Raw genomic sequence first — 18,159 nt, forward strand, 5'->3', positions numbered from 1 at the left:
GACCATATGAACAATATACTAGAAGCTACACTACAAATCAAAGATGCACACAATGAAGGTGTTACATTCCATTTCTTAGAGAATATTAAAGAAGTATTGCGTGATGAGAGTGGGAAAGTAACTGGTGTAAAGGTTATTACAATGGAACTTGGTGAATCAGATGAAAGTGGAAGAAGATCAACGCATGAAGTGGCAGGTAGTGAACATATTATTCCATGTGACCTTGTCGTTGCAGCAATTGAACAAAAGTATACTTTAGTGTTCTAGATGAAAGGTAAAAATTTGACTTTCGGTCAACATCAGAAAACAATAGAAATAAATAATAACAGGTGATGCATATTTAGGTCCTCAATCTATCGCAACCGCAATTAAAGGCGGGCGAGAAGTTGCGACAGAAGTACATGAATCGTTTAAAGAAAACACATAAATAACTTGTGGTGCCTTTCGTTTTTTTACTGGGAAAATTAAGGAACTATAGTTATAAATCCTTAAAGATATTAATATATTAACATGCGTATATTTATGGGAAGAAGGTTATGTCATCTATAGTTGTACTTCTGACGATAAGGTTGTTCGTGTACCAAAGGAAATTAAAGGTAAACCTGTTATCGCAATTGGAGAACGTGGTCTTGCGAACTTGAAACATTGTGAGGCAATCGTTTTACCAGATACAGTACGATATATTGGAAAAGGTGCGTTTACGATTGACAATAAGTTAAAGTATGTCCACTTTGGTAAGTCAATAGAAACAGTAGAAGATGATGTTTTCAACTCTGACAGTTCATTAGAATCAGTTGTATTCCCAGAAGGAACAAAGAGTATTGGAACATTAGTATTCTGGGGGACATCATCAATTAAATCTATTACAATTCCAGCAAGTGTAACAGAAATTACAGAATACTTCTATTTTGTGGATAACTGTAACCCAGATGTAGAAATCCATACACCTAAGGGATCAAAGGCAGAAGAAGTAGCTAAAGCAATGCAACTTAAAGTAGTAAATGACTAAAGGGGAATAGTATGAACAAAAAATTACTATCAGGCTTAGGGACTGACCCCAAAAAGTGAGAATTTAATAAAAACACCCTAGGGCTACCGTCTTCGGTATCCAACCGGAGACAGGTAGTCCAATTTTTGTTGGATTCTTTTTTCATTAGGTTCTTCATCAACACTATTTGACAAAGAGCCAAAAGAATCAGGTGATAAACCTGATTCTTTTTTTGTTTGTAAATTCTCACCGAGATTACATGATACCGAAGAAACGAGCTGCGATACCAACTACAAAGAGGGCAAGAATGATTGTGATTGGAGATACTTTTTTCTTAAGCAACCACATGCAAAGGAAAGTAAGGAGAAGTCCCATCAATCCTGGGATCAATGAGTTCAACTGTCCTTGAAGGGTTTGTGGTTGAACGCTATCCAAGCTCAATCCGCTAAGTGCTTGGCCGAGGATTCCCTTCAATTCTCCACCTGTAACAGGACCTTCTGGGAAGACGATGTAGGCACCTTCTGACAATTGTTTACCCGGAAGGTTGATAGTGAAGTTGATTGACACCCAACGTTGTACAAGAACGGCAAGGATGAACATACCAAGGATAGAAGCTCCTTTAGTGATGTCTTTCAAGATACCACCTGACATGTCTTTAGTGATTTCAGATCCAGCCTTGTAACCAAACTCTTGTGTATACCAAAGGAAAGACATACGGATTGCATTCCATCCAAAGAAGAAGAGAAGTGGTCCGACGATATTACCAGTCGCAGCAAGTGATGCACCAAGGGCACCGAGGATAGGACGTACTGTAAACCAGAAGACTGGGTCACCGATACCAGCAAGAGGTCCCATCATACCAATCTTAACACCTTGGATAGCAGCGTCATCGATATCAGTACCGTTTGCGCGTTCTTCTTCAAGTGCAAGAGTAACCCCCATGATTGGAGCAGCTACGTATGGGTGAGTGTTGAAGAACTCAAGGTGACGTTCAAGAGCAGCAGCTTGGTCTTCTTTTTTAGTGTAAAGTTTCTTGATAGCTGGGATCAAAGAGTAAGCCCAACCCAAGTTTTGCATACGTTCGTAGTTCCAAGAACCTTGAAGGAATTGTGAACGCCACCAAACTTTTTGGCGATCTGATTTTGATAATTGAATTTTTTCAGCCATGATTGTTCCCCTTTCTAGTAGTCTTCTAGGATATCACCGATTGGATCGTTAGAAGTTGCAGCTTCTCCTCCTCCGTTTCCACCTTGTTTAGAAAGGTTGAGGTAGATGAAGGCAAGGGCAACACCGATGACACCAAGGGCAATCAAAGTCAATTGAGAGATTGCTGCAAGAGCAAAACCGATAGCGAAGAATGGCCATACTTCACGAGTAGCCATCATGTTGATAACCAATGCGTAACCAACGGCAACGACCATAGCACCACCGACAGCCATACCACCTTTAAGCCATTCTGGCATAAGGTTCAATACGCTTTGAACGGCTTCAGTTGGCATTGCAAGCAAGAGTGCAGCTGGGATAGCAATACGTAGACCTTGAAGAGCGAGGGCAAAGTAGTGAGCGCGTTCAACAGCTGTAATGTTTCCTTCTTTAGCAGCAGCGTCAGCAGTGTGAACCAAACCAACTGAGATTGTACGAACAATCATAGTCAAGAAAAGTCCAGCTACGGCAAGAGGTATTGCAGTAGCAGTTGCGACTGCGATACCTTCAGTAGTAAAGTTACCACCTTTAATCATGATGATTGCAGCGGCAACAGAGGCAAGGGCAGCGTCAGGAGCAACGGCAGCACCGATGTTTGCCCAACCAAGGGCGATCATTTGAAGTGATCCACCAAGCATAACCCCTGCTTCAAGGTTACCTGTGACAAGACCGATAAGGGTACATGCGACGATTGGTTGATGGAATTGGAATTGGTCGAGGATACCTTCAAGACCTGCGAAGAAGGCAACAACTACAACCAAGATAGCAGAAATGAATGAAATATCTGACATGGTTTTATTCCTTTTCTATTTAATGTTAATTATTGAACGTTAGCTTTGCTAATCAAGTCAAACAAATCTTTTTTAGTGTCGTTTGGTACTTTACGTACATCAAATTCAACGCCAAGGTCGCGCATTTTTTCAAATGTAGCAACGTCGTCTTTGTCCATAGACAATACATTGTTGACCATTGTTTTACCAGTTGAGTGAGCCATTGATCCAACGTTAAGAGTCTTGATTGGCACACCGCCTTCGATAGCACGAAGGGCATCTTGAGGTGTTTCAAACAAGATGAGGGCGTGTGTCTCACCAAAACGAGGGTCTTTTGCGACCTCAATCAATTTTTGGATTGGAACAACGTTAGCCTTCACTCCGTTAGGAGCCGCTTGTTTGATCAATTCTTTACGAAGGTCGTCGTTAGCTACGTTATCTGAAGCAACGATGATACGGTTAGCTTTTGAATCTGGTGTCCAAGCAGTTGCGACTTGTCCATGAAGAAGACGTGTATCAAGACGTGCAAGATTGATTTTCAATTTACCGTCTCCGATAACAGTTCCTTCTGGAATAGCAGCTTGGGCTACAGGAGCAGCTGCAGCAGTTGCAACTTCCTCAGCTGGATTTAGCTCTTCTGGAAGAGCCTTGATGCCATCTTTGGCTTCTTTAATGATGTTCGCAGCGACTTTGTCTACTCCAGCATTAGCATCCATAAGGCGCTCTGTGTAGGCTTGAATCAACATCGGCAAGTTAAGTCCTGTGATGATGGCAAATTTACGCTCAGGATTTTCTCCCATTACGCGGCTAGCTTGGTTAAATGGAGATCCACTCCAAAGGTCAGCCAAGACTAGAACCTCATCTTCTGCGTCAAATGCAGCCACAGCATTGTTGAATTTGGCGTATAAATCATCTGGACCTTCGTTTGGCATAAAGGTTACAACTTGAACCTTTTCTTGTTCACCAAAGATCATAGATCCTGACTGATGAATACCCGCGGCAAATTCACCGTGGCTCGCAATAATGATTCCGATACTCATTATTGTCATTCCTCCTTATAAAATGTTTGACTTGTAGTTTAAGAAAACTTTAAGACTCCTTAAGTATAAATCGTTTTCAGAAAAAATGCAACTAATTATAATAAAGAGTGAAAAAAATCTCAAAGCCTTATCTTTACAAATATTGATATATAAACATTTTTATAAAATCGTCTATAAAATGGTAAAAAAATTTAATATAAAAAAGAGGAGGGACTAGGAAGTTTACGTCAGTAGTGCTCTTGGGCGTCTAAAAAATGCCCCAAGTCCAATTAGTTGTCGTGTCAAAATTTTATTACAAAAAAACGAGGTGGGATTTTCTGTCCCGACCTCGTTTTGGCATTTATTATTTATCTTAGTGAGTAAAGTCTAGAACCATACGACCTTGGATGGTTCCAGCAGCCATTTCATCAAAGACAGCAATGGCATCTTCGACAGGGCGTTTTTGAACGACTGGAACAACGAGACCTTCTGCACCAAATTGGAAGGCTTCTTCCAAATCTTTACGTGTTCCAACAAGGGAACCGATGACTTGGATACCGTCAAGAACTGTTTTGACGATGCTAAGGTCCATCATTTCGGATGGGAGACCAACAGCAACTACTCGACCTCCTGCACGAACAGAATCAACTGCTTGGTTAAAGGCAACTTTTGATACAGCTGTTACGACAGCTGAGTGAGCACCACCGTTTGTCTTTTCTTTGATAAGGCCTGGGACATCTTCGACTTCAAGACCGTTAATCACGATATCTGCACCAACTTCTTTAGCTAGGGCAAGTTTATCGTTGTTAATATCTACTGCGATAACGTGAGCGTTGAATACTTTTTTAGCGTATTGGACAGCCAAGTTACCAAGACCTCCAGCACCATAGAGGACAACACATTGGCCTGGCTCAACTTTTGCTTCTTTGATAGCCTTGTAGGTGGTGACACCGGCACAAGTGATTGAAGAAGCTTGGGCTGGATCGAGACCTTCTGGAACTTTAACGGCATAATCTGCAGTTACGATACATTGTTCTGCCATACCACCATCAACTGAGTAGCCAGCATTTTTTACTGAACGGCAAAGAGTTTCGCGTCCAGTTGTACAGTATTCACACATACCACAGCCTTCAAAGAACCAAGCTACGCTGACGCGGTCGCCAACTTTTAGGCTCTTAACATCAGGAGCGATTTCTTTTACGATACCAATCCCTTCGTGACCGAGAACACGTCCTGGAACTTTTCCAAAGTCACCATGGGCAACGTGGAGGTCTGTGTGGCAAACACCACAGTACTCAACTTCAACAAGTGCTTCGCCAGTTTCGAGCGGACGGAGCACTTTTTCTTCAATAGCAACACCAGTGCTTTCTGGATTTACAACAACAGCTTTCATAGCTATCCTCCTTGGTTAGTAGTTGAGGTGCAGAGGAAAAGGGGCTTACCTTAAATCGTGATTCAAGTGAAGTCAAATTTGAACTGCCCTCTTATTTACTTATATGTGAAGTATATCACGATATTTACTATAGTACAATGGTTTTGAGGTAAAAAACCATGTAATCGCTTAACTGGTTGATAAGACTGTGAAAATTGAACAAGTAAGATTGATGCATTGGCGAGTAAATACCTATAAACGCTAGAAAAGTTGACTTTATATCGCCTCTTTAAGGTTTTCAGCAAATTTTCTGAGTTTCTTCTCGAGGGGATTTTGGTATAATATAGAAAGCAATTGATCTTTCTAGTAAGAGAATTTAGAGTGAGAGGTATCTATGTCCCCTTCTATTCAGTTATTAAAAAACCGTTATTTAAAAAATATAAAAGAAAATCCAGATCTCTATATTGGGATTGAGTTGGAGTTTCCTATCGTTCATGTAAATGGGCAAGCGACAGATATTGAAGTCAGTAAGGACTTGATGCGCTTTTTGGTGAATGCTCTCAATCTGGAAGTTGAAAAAGAGGACCAGGAAGGAAATCCGATTCAACTTGTAGAACCAAAAAGTCAGGATCGGATTCTGTTTGAGGTTTCCTACACGACCTTGGAGTTTGCCTTTGGCAGAGCCCAGAAAATCCAAGAGGTCCAAGGACGTTTTGAGACTTATATGAAGGTCATCCAAGAAAAGTTAGGCGAAAAGGATCATGCTATCCAGGGGTGGGGGATTCATCCAAACTGGAATCAGAATGACAATCAACCTGTGGCTTATCCACGTTACCAGATGTTGATGGATTACCTACATATGGGAAATCGCCAAGAGAGAGCTAATTTGCATGACTTCCCACAATATGGAGCCTTTATCTGTGGGAGTCAAGTTCAGTTGGATGTATCGACTGCTAACTACCTACGTGTCATCAATGCTTTCACTCAGATTGAGGCAGCCAAAGCTTTCTTATTTGCCAATTCTGAGTTTTCGGGAGCAGACTGGGATACTCAGATTTCACGAGATATCTTTTGGGAAGAATCCATGCATGGGATTTATCCAGAGAATGTCGGTGTCAATGCAAAACTCTTCAAAGATGAGGATGATTTCTTTGATTATCTCGACCACTCTGCGATTTTTACAGCAGAACGAGATGGGGAAACCTACTATTTTTCTCCGATTCGAGCTAGAGATTACCTAGCTACTGAGGAAGTTTCGGCCTATACTCTAAATGGAAAAGAAACTCTGCTTGTTCCTCATGAGAACGATTTTCAAACGCACCGTAGTTACCAATATCAAGACCTAACAACTCGAGGGACGGTTGAATTCCGTAGTGTTTGTACGCAACCTCTAGACCGAACCTTTGCTTCGGCAGCCTTTCATCTAGGTTTGTTGGTAAATCTAGACAAGCTTGAAACTTACCTAGAGACAGCTCCTTTCTTTGAGCACTTTGGTCGTGACTACAAGTCATTGAGACGCCAGTTTTCTCAGAAACAGCTTTTAGATGAGGAGACAGCTGGAATTGTTCAATTCTCAAAAGATTTGCTAGCTATAGCAGAGCAAGGTCTTGAAATGAGAGGTCAGCAAGAAACAACCTATTTAGAGCCTTTGAAAGAAAAATTGACTCTATAATTTTCTTATAAAGGAAGAATTTTCTGAAAAATCATGTTATAATGAATAAGACTATAGATAAAGGATAGAGATTTATGACATTAGTTTATCAATCAACGCGTGATGCGAAAAATACAGTAACAGCCAGCCAAGCGATTTTGCAAGGTTTGGCAACAGATGGAGGCTTATTTACTCCAGTTAGCTATCCAAAGGTAGATTTGGATTTTGAAACATTAAAGGACGCTTCATACCAGGAAGTAGCTAAGCTTGTCTTGTCAGCCTTCTTGGATGACTTTACAGATGAAGAGTTAGACCACTGTATCACCAATGCCTATGACAGTAAGTTTGATACTCCCACTATTGCTCCACTTGTGAAACTAAATGGCCAATACAACTTGGAACTTTTCCACGGTTCAACCATTGCCTTCAAAGACATGGCCTTGTCTATCTTGCCATACTTTATGACAACGGCAGCTAAGAAACATGGCTTGGAAAACAAGATTGTCATTTTGACAGCAACTTCTGGAGACACTGGAAAAGCTGCCATGGCAGGATTTGCGGATGTTCCTGGAACTGAAATTATCGTCTTTTATCCCAAAGATGGTGTCAGCAAGGTACAAGAGTTGCAAATGACCACTCAAACTGGGGACAATACTCATGTTATCGCCATCGATGGAAACTTTGACGATGCTCAAACCAACGTCAAGCATATGTTCAATGATGTGGCCCTTCGTGAAAAATTAGCAGCTAACAAGCTCCAGTTTTCATCAGCTAACTCTATGAACATTGGCCGTTTGGTGCCACAGATTGTCTATTATGTTTATGCCTACGCTCAGCTTGTTAAAACTGGCGAAATTAAGGCTGGTGACAAGGTCAACTTCACCGTTCCGACAGGAAACTTTGGTAATATCTTGGCTGCCTTTTACGCTAAGCAAATCGGTCTACCAGTTGGGAAACTGATCTGTGCTTCAAATGACAACAATGTTTTGACAGACTTCTTCAAAACTCGTGTCTATGACAAGAAGCGTGAGTTTAAGGTAACCACTAGTCCGTCTATGGATATCTTGGTATCTTCAAACTTGGAGCGTCTCATTTTCCACCTTTTAGAAAATGATGCTGAAGAGACAGCTGAACTCATGGATGCTTTGAACACTCAAGGTCAGTATGAGTTGATAGATTTTGATGCAGAGATTCTTGATCTTTTTGCGGCAGAGTATGCGACAGAAGCGGAAACCGCAGCAGAAATCAAGCGTGTCTACGAGTCAGATTCTTATATTGAGGATCCTCATACAGCGGTTGCTTCAGCAGTTTATAAAAAATACCAAGCAGCGACAGGTGATGCGACTAAGACTGTGATTGCGTCAACAGCTAGTCCATACAAATTCCCAGTCGTTGCAGTAGAAGCTGTGACAGGAAAATCAGGTCTTAGCGATTTTGAAGCCTTGGCTCAATTACACGAAATTTCAGGAGTAGCAGTGCCACCAGCAGTGGATGGCCTTGAAACAGCTCCAGTTCGTCACAAGACAACTGTTGCAGCATCAGAGATGCAGACTGCAGTAGAATCTTATCTAGGACTTTAAAACAGAGGAAGTAAACTCGGTTGGGAAACTAACTGAGTTTCTTTTCATCAGGAGGAAGGATTGTTTAAGAAATATAAAGACATTCTCAACATAGCTCTGCCAGCCATGGGTGAAAATTTTTTACAGATGCTCATGGGAATGGTGGATAGCTATCTGGTAGCCCATCTAGGTTTGATAGCCATTTCGGGTGTATCTGTAGCGGGCAATATTATCACCATTTACCAGGCAATTTTTATTGCTCTAGGAGCTGCGATTTCCAGTGTTATTTCCAAAAGTTTGGGGCAGAAGGACCAGTCTAGACTAGCCTACCATGTGACAGAAGCGCTCAAGATAACCCTGCTACTGAGTTTAGTTTTAGGGGGCTTGTCCATCTTTGCCGGTCAAGAGATGATTGGTCTTTTGGGGACAGAAGCGTCTGTGGCTGAGAGTGGTGGACTATACCTAGCTTTAGTTGGTGGGACAATCGTCCTCTTGGGCTTGATGACTAGTTTGGGTGCCTTGATTCGCGCCACCCATAATCCGCGCCTTCCCCTTTATGTGAGTCTTTTATCCAATGCCTTGAATATTGTCTTCTCAAGTATCGCTATTTTCATCCTTGATATGGGGATAGCTGGTGTAGCTTGGGGGACCATCCTATCTCGTTTAATCGGGGTTGTGATTTTGTGGTCAAAATTAAAACTTCCATATACGAGACCAAGCTTTGGACTGGATAAAGACTTGCTGACTCTGGCTTTGCCTGCAGCGGGAGAACGTCTCATGATGAGGGCTGGTGATGTAGTCATTATTGCCTTGGTTGTTTCCTTTGGGACGGAGGCCGTCGCAGGGAATGCTATTGGTGAAGTCTTGACTCAGTTTAATTACATGCCTGCCTTTGGTGTCGCTACGGCAACAGTTATGCAGGTAGCTCGAGCAGTTGGAGAAGATGATTGGGCAAGGGTAGACAACTTAAGTAAGCAAACTTTTTGGCTTTCTCTCTTTCTCATGTTGCCCTTAACACTTAGTATCTATGCTCTGGGAACGCCTCTAAGTCACCTCTACACCAGTGATCCTGCGGCCATTAAAGCCAGTGTTATGGTGACGCTGTTCTCTCTACTAGGGACTCCTATGACGACGGGAACAGTCATTTATACAGCTGTCTGGCAGGGTTTGGGGAATGCACGCCTCCCCTTTTATGCGACAAGTATCGGAATGTGGTGTATCCGTATCGGAACAGGGTATTTGATGGGAATTGTTCTTGGTTGGGGCTTGCCTGGTATCTGGGCAGGAACGCTTTTGGATAATGGTTTTCGCTGGTTCTTCCTGCGCTATCGTTATAAGCAATATATCTCTTTGAAAGGATGACATATGAAAAAAATTGGATTTATCTGGGATTTAGATGGGACTTTATTGGACTCTTATGAGGCTATCTTAGCAGGAATCGAAGAGACTTTTGCCCAGTTTGATATTCCTTATGATAAGGCTGAGGTTCGTGCCTTTATTCTAAAAACTTCCGTTCAAGATCTGTTGGAAAAGGTGGGAGAAGAAAGAGGCTTGGATGCTGATATGCTCAATCAGGTTCGTGCTCAGAGTTTGGCTGAGAAGAATGCTCAAGTTGTTCTGATGCCGGGGGCGCGTGAAATCTTAGCTTGGGCAGACCAGCAAGGAATTGAGCAGTTTGTTTATACCCATAAAGGGGATAATGCTTTTACAATTTTGGAAAATTTGGGTTTGGCCCACTATTTCACAGAAATTTTAACCAATCAAAGTGGCTTTTCTCGGAAGCCTAGTCCAGAAGCTGCGATCTATCTTCTAGATAAGTATGAACTAGATCCACAGCAAACTTATTATATCGGTGATCGGACTTTGGATATCGAATTTGCTCAAAATAGTGGGATTCAGAGTATCAATTTCCTTGCTTCACCTGTACCTTGTAATCAACAGATAGAGCATTTAGAAGACATTAGCTCGCTTTCCTTCTAGAATTTTCTTCAAGAAGAATGTGTCAGCCTGATGACAAGAAACTAACAAACTATTTCAAGTAATGTAATTTGTTACAACGAATGTACAGTTCTGTTAAATAGCCCCAAAAGGGCTTTTTTTCTATTTTCTTTGTGTTATGATAGACAGGTACTACATTTGAAAAGGAGTTTGATAGTATGAAGAAAAGAATTATTTTAGCATCAACAGTAGCCTTGTCCCTTGCCCCTGTATTGGCAACCCAAGCAGAAGAACTAGTATGGACAGCGCGTAGTGTTGAGCAAATTCAAAACGATGTTAGCAAGAGTGAGAATAAAACAAGCTATACGATTCAGTATGGTGATACCTTAAGTACCATTGCCGAAGCTTTGGGAGTGGATGTGACCGTTCTTGCTAACTTGAACAAGATCAGCAATATTGATTTGATCTTCCCTGAGACAGTCCTTACAACAACTGTAAATGAAAAAGAAGAAGTGACAGAGGTTGAAATTCAAACCCCTGATACAGTTCAAGGTGGCGAAGGCACAACTACAACAGCAGATTTGACAACCAACCAAGTCACTGTAGATGACCAAACTGTACAGGTTGAAGATTTAACTCAACCAGTTGCAGAAACAACTGTAGCTGAGCCAGTGGCAGAAGCAACAACAGAAGCTGTTACAGAAGTTGTAGCACCGGTAGAAGAGTCAGTAGTAGAAGCCACTACTGAAGTTGCAACACCAACGGAAGAATCTGCAGCAGAAACAACAACAGGAGCCGTTGCAGAAGTTTCAGCACCAGTAGAAGAGCCGGTAGCAGAAACACCTGTAGTGGAAGAAACAACTACAACAGAAGCACCAGTAGCAGAAACTGTAACAGAGACTCAATCAGCATCATCAACTTATCAAGCTGAAACAAGCCAAGGTTCATCATCGACTTATGCAGCACCAGCAGCACCTGATTATGCAAGTATTGCAGCTTCAAAATCAGAAAATGCAGGTCTTCAGCCACAAACAGCTGCCTTTAAAGAAGAAATTGCAAACTTGTTCGGCATCACATCATTTAGTGGTTACCGTCCAGGAGATAGTGGAGACCACGGAAAAGGTCTTGCCATTGACTTTATGGTTCCAGTAAGCTCAGCTCTTGGAGACCAAATTGCAGATTATGCTATCCAAAATATGGCTAGCCGTGGTATCAGCTACATCATCTGGAAACAACGTTTCTATGCACCATTCGATAGCAAATACGGACCAGCCTACACTTGGAATCCAATGCCAGACCGTGGTAGTATCACAGAAAACCACTATGACCACGTTCACGTATCTATGAATTAAGAATAATAAGAAGCTATACATTTAAAAGTGTAGCTTCTTTTTGTGTAAAATAGTATTGATAAGTGAAATAAAATCTAAAACATGTTAGAATGTAAGCGAATACAAAACTATACTAACGCTTTTAAGCATAGAGAGAAAGGATGAAGTGAATGACAAAACGATTAAAAACTCCATTTGAGAAAACAAGAGATGATTTTGAACAGGAATTTTGCGGAGAAATTGTTGAGCTCTTGATTTTTACCCTCCAAAATGTAAATGGGGCTGCTTCTTTAAAAGATGGTTGTCTCATGCCGTCCGTTCATTTTAAAGCTAGTGTCAATGTTGAAACTCAGGAGTTCTCTGAACGTGAGGGACGTTTGGAATGGCTCCTGACCCCAGAAGAATTTGAAGAAAAGCATTGGGGGTTTAGTTTTGAACCCTACAAAATTCATCGTATTAAATGTCAAAAACGCCCCTTAATGGAGCTAGAGCCTTATATGTCAGAAGTGGCTAACAACTGCTACCGCTTGCTGGAATACCTAGATGAGCAATCTACGGATGCTAGGTTAGAGACCTTGATTGAAAGCTATCAAAAACCTGTTATCATTCAAGACGCTATTGGAGAATTTACCTTAAACAGAGCTTATTCTTGGTTTGAGGGCTTCATCACTTATGAGGGCGTTAAGATTCATGCTATGTTTGATGCGGGTGCAGATGAAAGTCTTCCTCCAAGTTCTTTCGATGATTTAAAGAAATTTATGGGATCTTTCCAAGTTCAAGATGCTAAGATTAAAAACTATATCGTCAAAGAACTGTGGGAAACAGCTCAAGACTGGATTGATTCAGATGAAAATGATGTGGAGTTAACAGAAGAGTATTTTACCAACTCACTTTCCTTGAGTGAACTATCAATCAACGAAGATGGGGAATTGACTCTCTACTATGATGATAGCGAGGAAATTTTTGCAGGCCATGCCATCGAAGTTGTGATCGATAAAGAGGGTGAAATCCTTCGAGCAGATTTGGTAGGTTAGTGCTGGATTTTATCTAGGATATAAAAACATAGCCTTTTGGGATTGAAACCAAGAGGTTATTTTTTCGGAGTGAGCAAAATAGTTGCGTTTTTACTCTTTTTGCAATATACTTGACAAGTCAACTATTGATAGATCAAATATAAAAGAAAGGAAAAAATAAAAAATGCATGAATTACTGTACCAGCTCCATTTAACAGATCAGACCATCACTCAACTTTTTGAGAAACAATTGGGAATTAGTTTGACCCGCTATCAAATCCTGCAGTTTTTACTGCAACAGTCACCCTGTAACCAGATTGCCGTTCAGGAGAAGTTACAGATTGACCAGGCAGCCTTGACCCGTCATTTCAAGATACTGGAGTCAGAGGGTTATGTCAGTCGCAAGCGAAATCCAATCAATCGGCGAGAAGTCTTAGTTGAATTAACCCAAGAAGCCAAGAATCAACTCTTAGTCAGTCCGCCTAAACATCATTTGCGAGTGAAGGAACAGATGGAGAGCATCTTATCGACAGCCGAGCAGAAAGAGCTGACAGCTTTGTTGACAAAACTAGTCTCAGGTTTAGAAAAAATAGAATTTTAAGGAGAAAACGATGTCAATCATTACTACTATTTTAGCAACCCTTGTTGCCCTCGAACATTTTTATATCTTTTATTTGGAGAGTATAGCAACCCAATCAGATGCAACCAGCCGAGTCTTTAATATGGACAAGGAAGAATTAGGAAGGCCATCAGTAACCTCTCTTTTCAAGAATCAGGGAATTTACAATGCCTTGATTGGGGTATTTCTTATTTACGGAATTTATTTCTTACATAGCTTAGAAATCGTAACAATCTTTGTGTTGTTTGTCATAGGAGCAGCGACTTATGGTGCCTTAACAGCAGATAAAAAAATCATTCTAAAGCAAGGCGGACCAGCAATCCTAGCACTCTTGAGTATCCTTTTCTTAAAATAAAAACAACCAGCACTTTCCATATAAGGTGCTGGTTTTAATCATTCACATTAAACTTTTCTCCGCTTGATTTCGAGTAATCTTTGATAGAAGAAGAATTGACTACTATAGATATAAGGGAAAGAAGGGATGCTCGCAATTCCAAAGCTGATCCAGATAAGAAGATACCATGGTAGGAGTTGTAAATCCAGTACGAAGCGTTGGAACTTATAGCCTTTCATAAGGAAGCGACTGGTTTTGAGTACGCGACTTGGCTTGGCAATTCCAATTGCAAGGGTATCACATAGGAGCAACTCTACTTGGGAATAAGCGTAGTATTGCGGCAGATAGGCAATGGTTCCCAAAATCATCAGAAAGACGCTACCAAAGAAGTAAAGTGCAAAAGTAAGTAGGAAGTGTTCGATATCTGAATTGGTGACGTCGACAGCTGGAAATTCAGGGTGAAGTTCTACAAATTTACGAGCCATAGCACTGCTGTAAAAGAGCAAGTAAACTCCAAAAAGATTAGGGATGCTCCACAAAAAGAGATAGAAACGCTTGAGCAAGAGAGTCAGAAAGGTCTGGGTGAAGAAGCGATTGTCAAGTAAGGACAGACTATCTTTAAAAGAAAGCTCTATCTCGGAAATTCTGTAAAGATTAATGGTTGTAAAAAGAGCACCAGCTAGGATAATAGAACTTGTGAATCCAACTGCTAGAGGAAAGAGTGAGGACTGGATCAAGCTCATCAAAAAAGTAAAGAAGGATTGCTTAAGAATTCCCTCATCAAGTAGGGATAACGGACTTATGAAGCTGGATAGAATCAGGAAAATGCTTGGTAATAAAAAGACAAGCAATAAACGTGGATGTTCAGCTTGAAACTGTTTAGCTTGTTGACGAACTTCTTTTAAATCAATTTTTTGGTATTTCATTCTTTCATTATACCATAAATAGTACACGGCTTGCTAATCCTTTGAAAACAGTGGACTTCTAGCGTGTCAGGTAAAAGTGAATACGATATTGAATACGACTTTACTTTTAGCTGGAGCGGATGAAATCCATGAGCTGGTCAACGACTTCAACACGTTGATTATCATTGATATGAGTATACATATCAAGGGTGATTTGAACATTATTGTGACCGAGTCTATCCGAAATGATTTTGGCTGTAACACCAGCTTCAAACAGAAGAGAAGCATGTGTATGTCTAAACCCGTGAGGCGAAATTTTTTTAAGATCTTTATGTTTACAAAAGAATCTGCTAAGCTTCACTTTCATAGTTGCGGCTAAAAGCCATCCCCCTATATCATTCGTAAAAATATAATTCGAATCATGTTTGTAAGGCACACCAGCCTGGAAATATTCTTTTATTTGCTGTCGTTTCCAGAGTTTCAAAACATTCAGAGTTTCATCATCTAAGGTGATAACCCTCTTACTCCTTTTGGTTTTAGGATCCTGAACAGTTTGTTTTTTGTCAATTACAACAGCCGTGCGAGAAATACTTAACCGTTTATTTTCAAAGTCAACATCTGACCACATGAGGCCGATTGCTTCTCCAGTTCTCAATCCAGAAAAAGCGAGTAAGTGAAAAAAGGTATAGTCTACTGGCTTACAATTTGCTTTGTAAACTTTAAGGAACTCGGTTAGTTCCTGTTTGGTATAGTAGTTTTCTTTGCCCTTTAAGGGTTTATTTTTAGGCTTGATAATCTTGTCTAAGGGATTTGACTTAATGATATCAAGAGAAGCGGCATACTTGAAAATACGGCTGATGACAGAGTAGTAATTAGCATATAGGATATAGCGTTTACTTAACTTGATAGCAACCTTTTGACAATAAGCTACACTGATTTGCTGAATCTTCATATCTGTAAAATATGAGTCAATCATAACATTAAGTTTCTTCTTAGTGTTCTGATAAGTTGTTGGTTTTACAGTGCTCTTGTAGCTTTCAAGCCATAGCTCAGCAACTTCAGCGAAAGTAGGAGTCTGAAAATCATCATTGTTTGAAAAACCATTCTCTTCAACATCTAAGAGAAGATCACGCTCAGCAGTCTTAGCTTCTTTGATGGTTTTAAAACCACGGCGTGTTGTGCGTTTTTCTTTTCCAGTTGCAGGGTCTATGCCTAGGTATGTTTGAAAGAGATATCTAGTCTCTCCTTTTTTGGTAATGTATTTTTTTATCATAAAATGTCCTTTCTTTTCGATTGCTTGCCCGCATAGTTGAAAAGGTGTAGAACTTATGATAAACTATAGTTGTATTTTTTTATCATCTTTTCCATTGCTTGTCACATGGAAACTTGAATCCTCACACTCAAAGTTTGGCGACGGCGAGTGTGGGGACTTTTTTTATTTTTTCAAGACCTTCAATTTAATTCGTATCTTGAATGAATCTTTAACTGTACGAAGTCGGCCACTATCCGGATTAATATCTTTGTAATCACCTCCGTAAATTTCAGCATTTTTAATAACTTCATTATTTGAATCTGTTGTTAATCTTAATACTTTTCTATTTTTTGACTTAGTGACATAGCCTAAGTGATAACCTCGAACCACAATTTTAACTGCATTAGGGTCAAATTTATTATCAAATTCAGGGATAAACTCTACATCTGGAATCTCAAAAGGCAAGTATTTATAAAACCTTTCCTCAAAAATTAATTCTTCCTTAATTTCTTTAGAAGTGTATCCTAAATACGGAGGATCATTTGATTCTCTTATAAGCTCTTGACATAAATCTGAGAAAGCTTCTTGGCGATAGGACATCCCTTTCACTTTCAGAACAACACCATAAATAGTTCTTTCATCAATCTCTTCTTGTTTTAATCTATTTTCTACTCGAACAGACAATAGATTATTCAGTTCTTCAATTTCATCCTCTAGATGATCGGTGATAGATTGTCTAGGATAAATACCAATCAAAATGAGCAGAGCTAAAATACAGATAATAAAAGATAAAATTGTTAGAAGTAGATTCCCAACCATACAAAGCAGAAAAACAGAAATTAAGATCAGGAAAACCCAAAAGATTATCAAAGCTCTTTGATTTTCAAGTTTACTAATTTTTTGTCTGTGTTCGTCTATTAGTACTTTGATTTCATTTTCAGTAAGAGTAGTAGACATATAATCACCTGGACTTTAATTTTCAGTTGGCATGAAATTTCCGACGACTTTTCCGATGATGCGTGGGTCTTCTTCCCAGCGGGCGAACTTATCATCATATTTGTCATTTAGAGAGACGAGGCGGAGTCCATCTTTTTCTTTGTAGACTTTCTTGATATAGCTTTGGCCGTCCCAATCTACAGCATAAATGGCACCGTCATAGTCCCAGCCTGTATCCTTGATGAGGGCGACGGATCCGTCTGCGAAGTCTGGCTCCATGGAATCACCATAAACCCAGCTAGCGAGGTCGTGGGTGATGTCCTTTTCAAAATAGACAGTATCATAGTTGCGGTCTTCTGCGTAGCCGTATCCTGTACCTGCGGATAGCTTTTCAAAAACGTGATATTCGAATCGTTCTTCGTCTACCTCTCTTTCTTGACTCTCAAGAAGTTCTTCAGAAGTCCGTAGGACGATTTTTTTATTTTGGGTAGTTAATTGTACCACTTTATCTGTAATCTGCTGTGTGAGCAAATCTGGATCGTCTGGGATGGAATTGGTGGATTCTACTGCATTTTTTGAGAGAACGGGGAAAAAATCATCAATCGAAACATTAAATATATCGCATAACTTAAAAAGCATATCTTGATTTGCTTTTCTTTCTCCTTTTTCGTATCGACTGATTGTTTGTTTTGTAGTATTCAATCTTTTTGCGAGTTCATCTTGAGTAAAACCGGCTGATTTTCGAAAGGTTTTAATTTGGTTTCCAATGTATTTTTTCAAATCCATGTTCCGTACCTCAATTTCAGTAATTCTATAAGTAGATTATATAAAAAAGTCACCGAAAACGCAACTTTTTTTACTTTTTAATCAAAATACTGTTGACAGGTCACCAAAATGGTGATATAATTAAATCAAGCTTAAGGAAATAAGAAAAACAAATCGGAGGGAAACACCATGAACACATTAAACGAGAAAGCAATCAACATCTTCAAAGCAGTGATTGAAGAAACTTTACTTCAAAATACATACGAGGAACGCTTCCTCTACGGTCAGCTTGAATTATTCTGGAACAACAGTCGTCAGTTCGCTTTCGGTTGGACAGAGTTGGCAGAAGAGATCGAACATCAAGAGCGTTACCTTCTTGATTCTGGTTTCACTCAAGATGAAATTGATGACATTCGTTTTGATGCAGCATTCGCAGGAATGATGGACAAAATGAATGTAGCCTGATCGGTAGCACCGGGGTTCGACTCCCTGGCAGGCTGTTGC

19 protein-coding genes are annotated in these 18,159 nt (G+C 40.2%); 11 read left to right on the forward strand and 8 right to left on the reverse strand.

The window, feature by feature from the left end:
- Both AB2B50_RS07985 and AB2B50_RS07990 read left to right on the forward strand, forming a co-directional pair.
- Window positions 1–267 (forward strand): hypothetical protein (locus tag AB2B50_RS07985; protein WP_320693317.1); only part of this gene is annotated, 267 nt, incomplete at its 5' end.
- 346 nt (window positions 268–613) lie between these two features.
- Entirely contained in the window at window positions 614–1,009 is a 396-nt protein-coding gene (locus AB2B50_RS07990) for a leucine-rich repeat domain-containing protein (protein WP_075230488.1), read from the forward strand.
- A gap of 234 nt (window positions 1,010–1,243) precedes the next feature.
- On the opposite strand, the gene AB2B50_RS07995 is transcribed toward AB2B50_RS07990, so the two are convergent.
- The 4 genes from AB2B50_RS07995 to adhP all read right to left on the reverse strand — a co-directional run bounded on the left by AB2B50_RS07995 (window position 1,244) and on the right by adhP (window position 5,373).
- Window positions 1,244–2,155 carry a PTS system mannose/fructose/sorbose family transporter subunit IID gene (locus AB2B50_RS07995; RefSeq protein ID WP_000818311.1) on the reverse strand — a complete coding sequence of 304 codons (912 nt, stop codon included), beginning with the start codon at window positions 2,153–2,155 and terminating at the stop codon, window positions 1,244–1,246.
- Between the two features lie 14 nt (window positions 2,156–2,169).
- Window positions 2,170–2,982 (reverse strand): PTS mannose/fructose/sorbose transporter subunit IIC, encoded by an 813-nt coding sequence (locus AB2B50_RS08000; protein WP_320692575.1) that lies wholly within the window; start codon window positions 2,980–2,982, stop codon window positions 2,170–2,172.
- 29 nt (window positions 2,983–3,011) lie between these two features.
- On the reverse strand, window positions 3,012–4,001 hold the full coding sequence (locus AB2B50_RS08005; RefSeq protein WP_320692574.1) for a PTS sugar transporter subunit IIB: 990 nt from the start codon (window positions 3,999–4,001) through the stop codon (window positions 3,012–3,014).
- 352 nt (window positions 4,002–4,353) lie between these two features.
- A complete protein-coding gene (gene adhP, locus AB2B50_RS08010; RefSeq protein ID WP_320693318.1) occupies window positions 4,354–5,373 on the reverse strand; it encodes an alcohol dehydrogenase AdhP in 1,020 nt (339 codons plus the stop codon).
- Between the two features lie 373 nt (window positions 5,374–5,746).
- Between adhP and AB2B50_RS08015 the strand changes: the two genes are divergently transcribed.
- The 8 genes from AB2B50_RS08015 to AB2B50_RS08050 all read left to right on the forward strand — a co-directional run bounded on the left by AB2B50_RS08015 (window position 5,747) and on the right by AB2B50_RS08050 (window position 13,818).
- A complete protein-coding gene (locus AB2B50_RS08015) occupies window positions 5,747–7,024 on the forward strand; it encodes a gamma-glutamylcysteine synthetase (RefSeq protein WP_320692572.1) in 1,278 nt (425 codons plus the stop codon).
- A gap of 74 nt (window positions 7,025–7,098) precedes the next feature.
- Complete coding sequence (gene thrC, locus AB2B50_RS08020; protein WP_320692571.1) at window positions 7,099–8,583, forward strand: threonine synthase; 1,485 nt, start codon at window positions 7,099–7,101, stop codon at window positions 8,581–8,583.
- A gap of 60 nt (window positions 8,584–8,643) precedes the next feature.
- Window positions 8,644–9,924: an MATE family efflux transporter gene (locus tag AB2B50_RS08025; protein WP_320692570.1), complete on the forward strand. Its 1,281-nt coding sequence runs from the start codon at window positions 8,644–8,646 to the stop codon at window positions 9,922–9,924.
- 3 nt (window positions 9,925–9,927) lie between these two features.
- A complete protein-coding gene (locus AB2B50_RS08030; protein ID WP_320692569.1) occupies window positions 9,928–10,542 on the forward strand; it encodes an HAD-IA family hydrolase in 615 nt (204 codons plus the stop codon).
- A 176-nt stretch (window positions 10,543–10,718) separates the two neighbouring features.
- A complete protein-coding gene (locus AB2B50_RS08035; RefSeq protein ID WP_320692568.1) occupies window positions 10,719–11,852 on the forward strand; it encodes a LysM peptidoglycan-binding domain-containing protein in 1,134 nt (377 codons plus the stop codon).
- A 149-nt stretch (window positions 11,853–12,001) separates the two neighbouring features.
- Window positions 12,002–12,865 carry a DUF2262 domain-containing protein gene (locus AB2B50_RS08040; RefSeq protein ID WP_320692567.1) on the forward strand — a complete coding sequence of 288 codons (864 nt, stop codon included), beginning with the start codon at window positions 12,002–12,004 and terminating at the stop codon, window positions 12,863–12,865.
- A 163-nt stretch (window positions 12,866–13,028) separates the two neighbouring features.
- The gene (locus AB2B50_RS08045) at window positions 13,029–13,445 is read left to right on the forward strand and encodes a MarR family winged helix-turn-helix transcriptional regulator (RefSeq protein WP_320692566.1); all 417 of its coding nucleotides are present in this window, start codon (window positions 13,029–13,031) and stop codon (window positions 13,443–13,445) included.
- Window positions 13,446–13,455: 10 nt separating this feature from the next.
- The gene (locus tag AB2B50_RS08050) at window positions 13,456–13,818 is read left to right on the forward strand and encodes a DUF1304 domain-containing protein (RefSeq protein WP_320692565.1); all 363 of its coding nucleotides are present in this window, start codon (window positions 13,456–13,458) and stop codon (window positions 13,816–13,818) included.
- A 47-nt stretch (window positions 13,819–13,865) separates the two neighbouring features.
- Here the strand turns inward: AB2B50_RS08050 and AB2B50_RS08055 are convergent, their stop codons facing one another.
- The 4 genes from AB2B50_RS08055 to AB2B50_RS08070 all read right to left on the reverse strand — a co-directional run bounded on the left by AB2B50_RS08055 (window position 13,866) and on the right by AB2B50_RS08070 (window position 17,676).
- A complete protein-coding gene (locus tag AB2B50_RS08055; RefSeq protein WP_320692564.1) occupies window positions 13,866–14,723 on the reverse strand; it encodes a DUF975 family protein in 858 nt (285 codons plus the stop codon).
- A gap of 106 nt (window positions 14,724–14,829) precedes the next feature.
- Complete coding sequence (locus AB2B50_RS08060) at window positions 14,830–15,975, reverse strand: site-specific integrase (protein ID WP_320692563.1); 1,146 nt, start codon at window positions 15,973–15,975, stop codon at window positions 14,830–14,832.
- Between the two features lie 162 nt (window positions 15,976–16,137).
- Window positions 16,138–16,911 carry a hypothetical protein gene (locus AB2B50_RS08065; protein WP_320692562.1) on the reverse strand — a complete coding sequence of 258 codons (774 nt, stop codon included), beginning with the start codon at window positions 16,909–16,911 and terminating at the stop codon, window positions 16,138–16,140.
- A gap of 15 nt (window positions 16,912–16,926) precedes the next feature.
- Window positions 16,927–17,676 (reverse strand): XRE family transcriptional regulator, encoded by a 750-nt coding sequence (locus tag AB2B50_RS08070; RefSeq protein WP_320692561.1) that lies wholly within the window; start codon window positions 17,674–17,676, stop codon window positions 16,927–16,929.
- Between the two features lie 168 nt (window positions 17,677–17,844).
- Between AB2B50_RS08070 and AB2B50_RS08075 the strand changes: the two genes are divergently transcribed.
- The gene (locus AB2B50_RS08075; RefSeq protein WP_320692560.1) at window positions 17,845–18,120 is read left to right on the forward strand and encodes a hypothetical protein; all 276 of its coding nucleotides are present in this window, start codon (window positions 17,845–17,847) and stop codon (window positions 18,118–18,120) included.
- The last annotated feature ends 39 nt before the right edge of the window (window positions 18,121–18,159 follow it).

Origin of the sequence: Streptococcus fermentans (assembly GCF_040888305.1) — a bacterium.
Taxonomy (GTDB): Bacteria; Bacillota; Bacilli; order Lactobacillales; family Streptococcaceae; genus Streptococcus; species Streptococcus fermentans.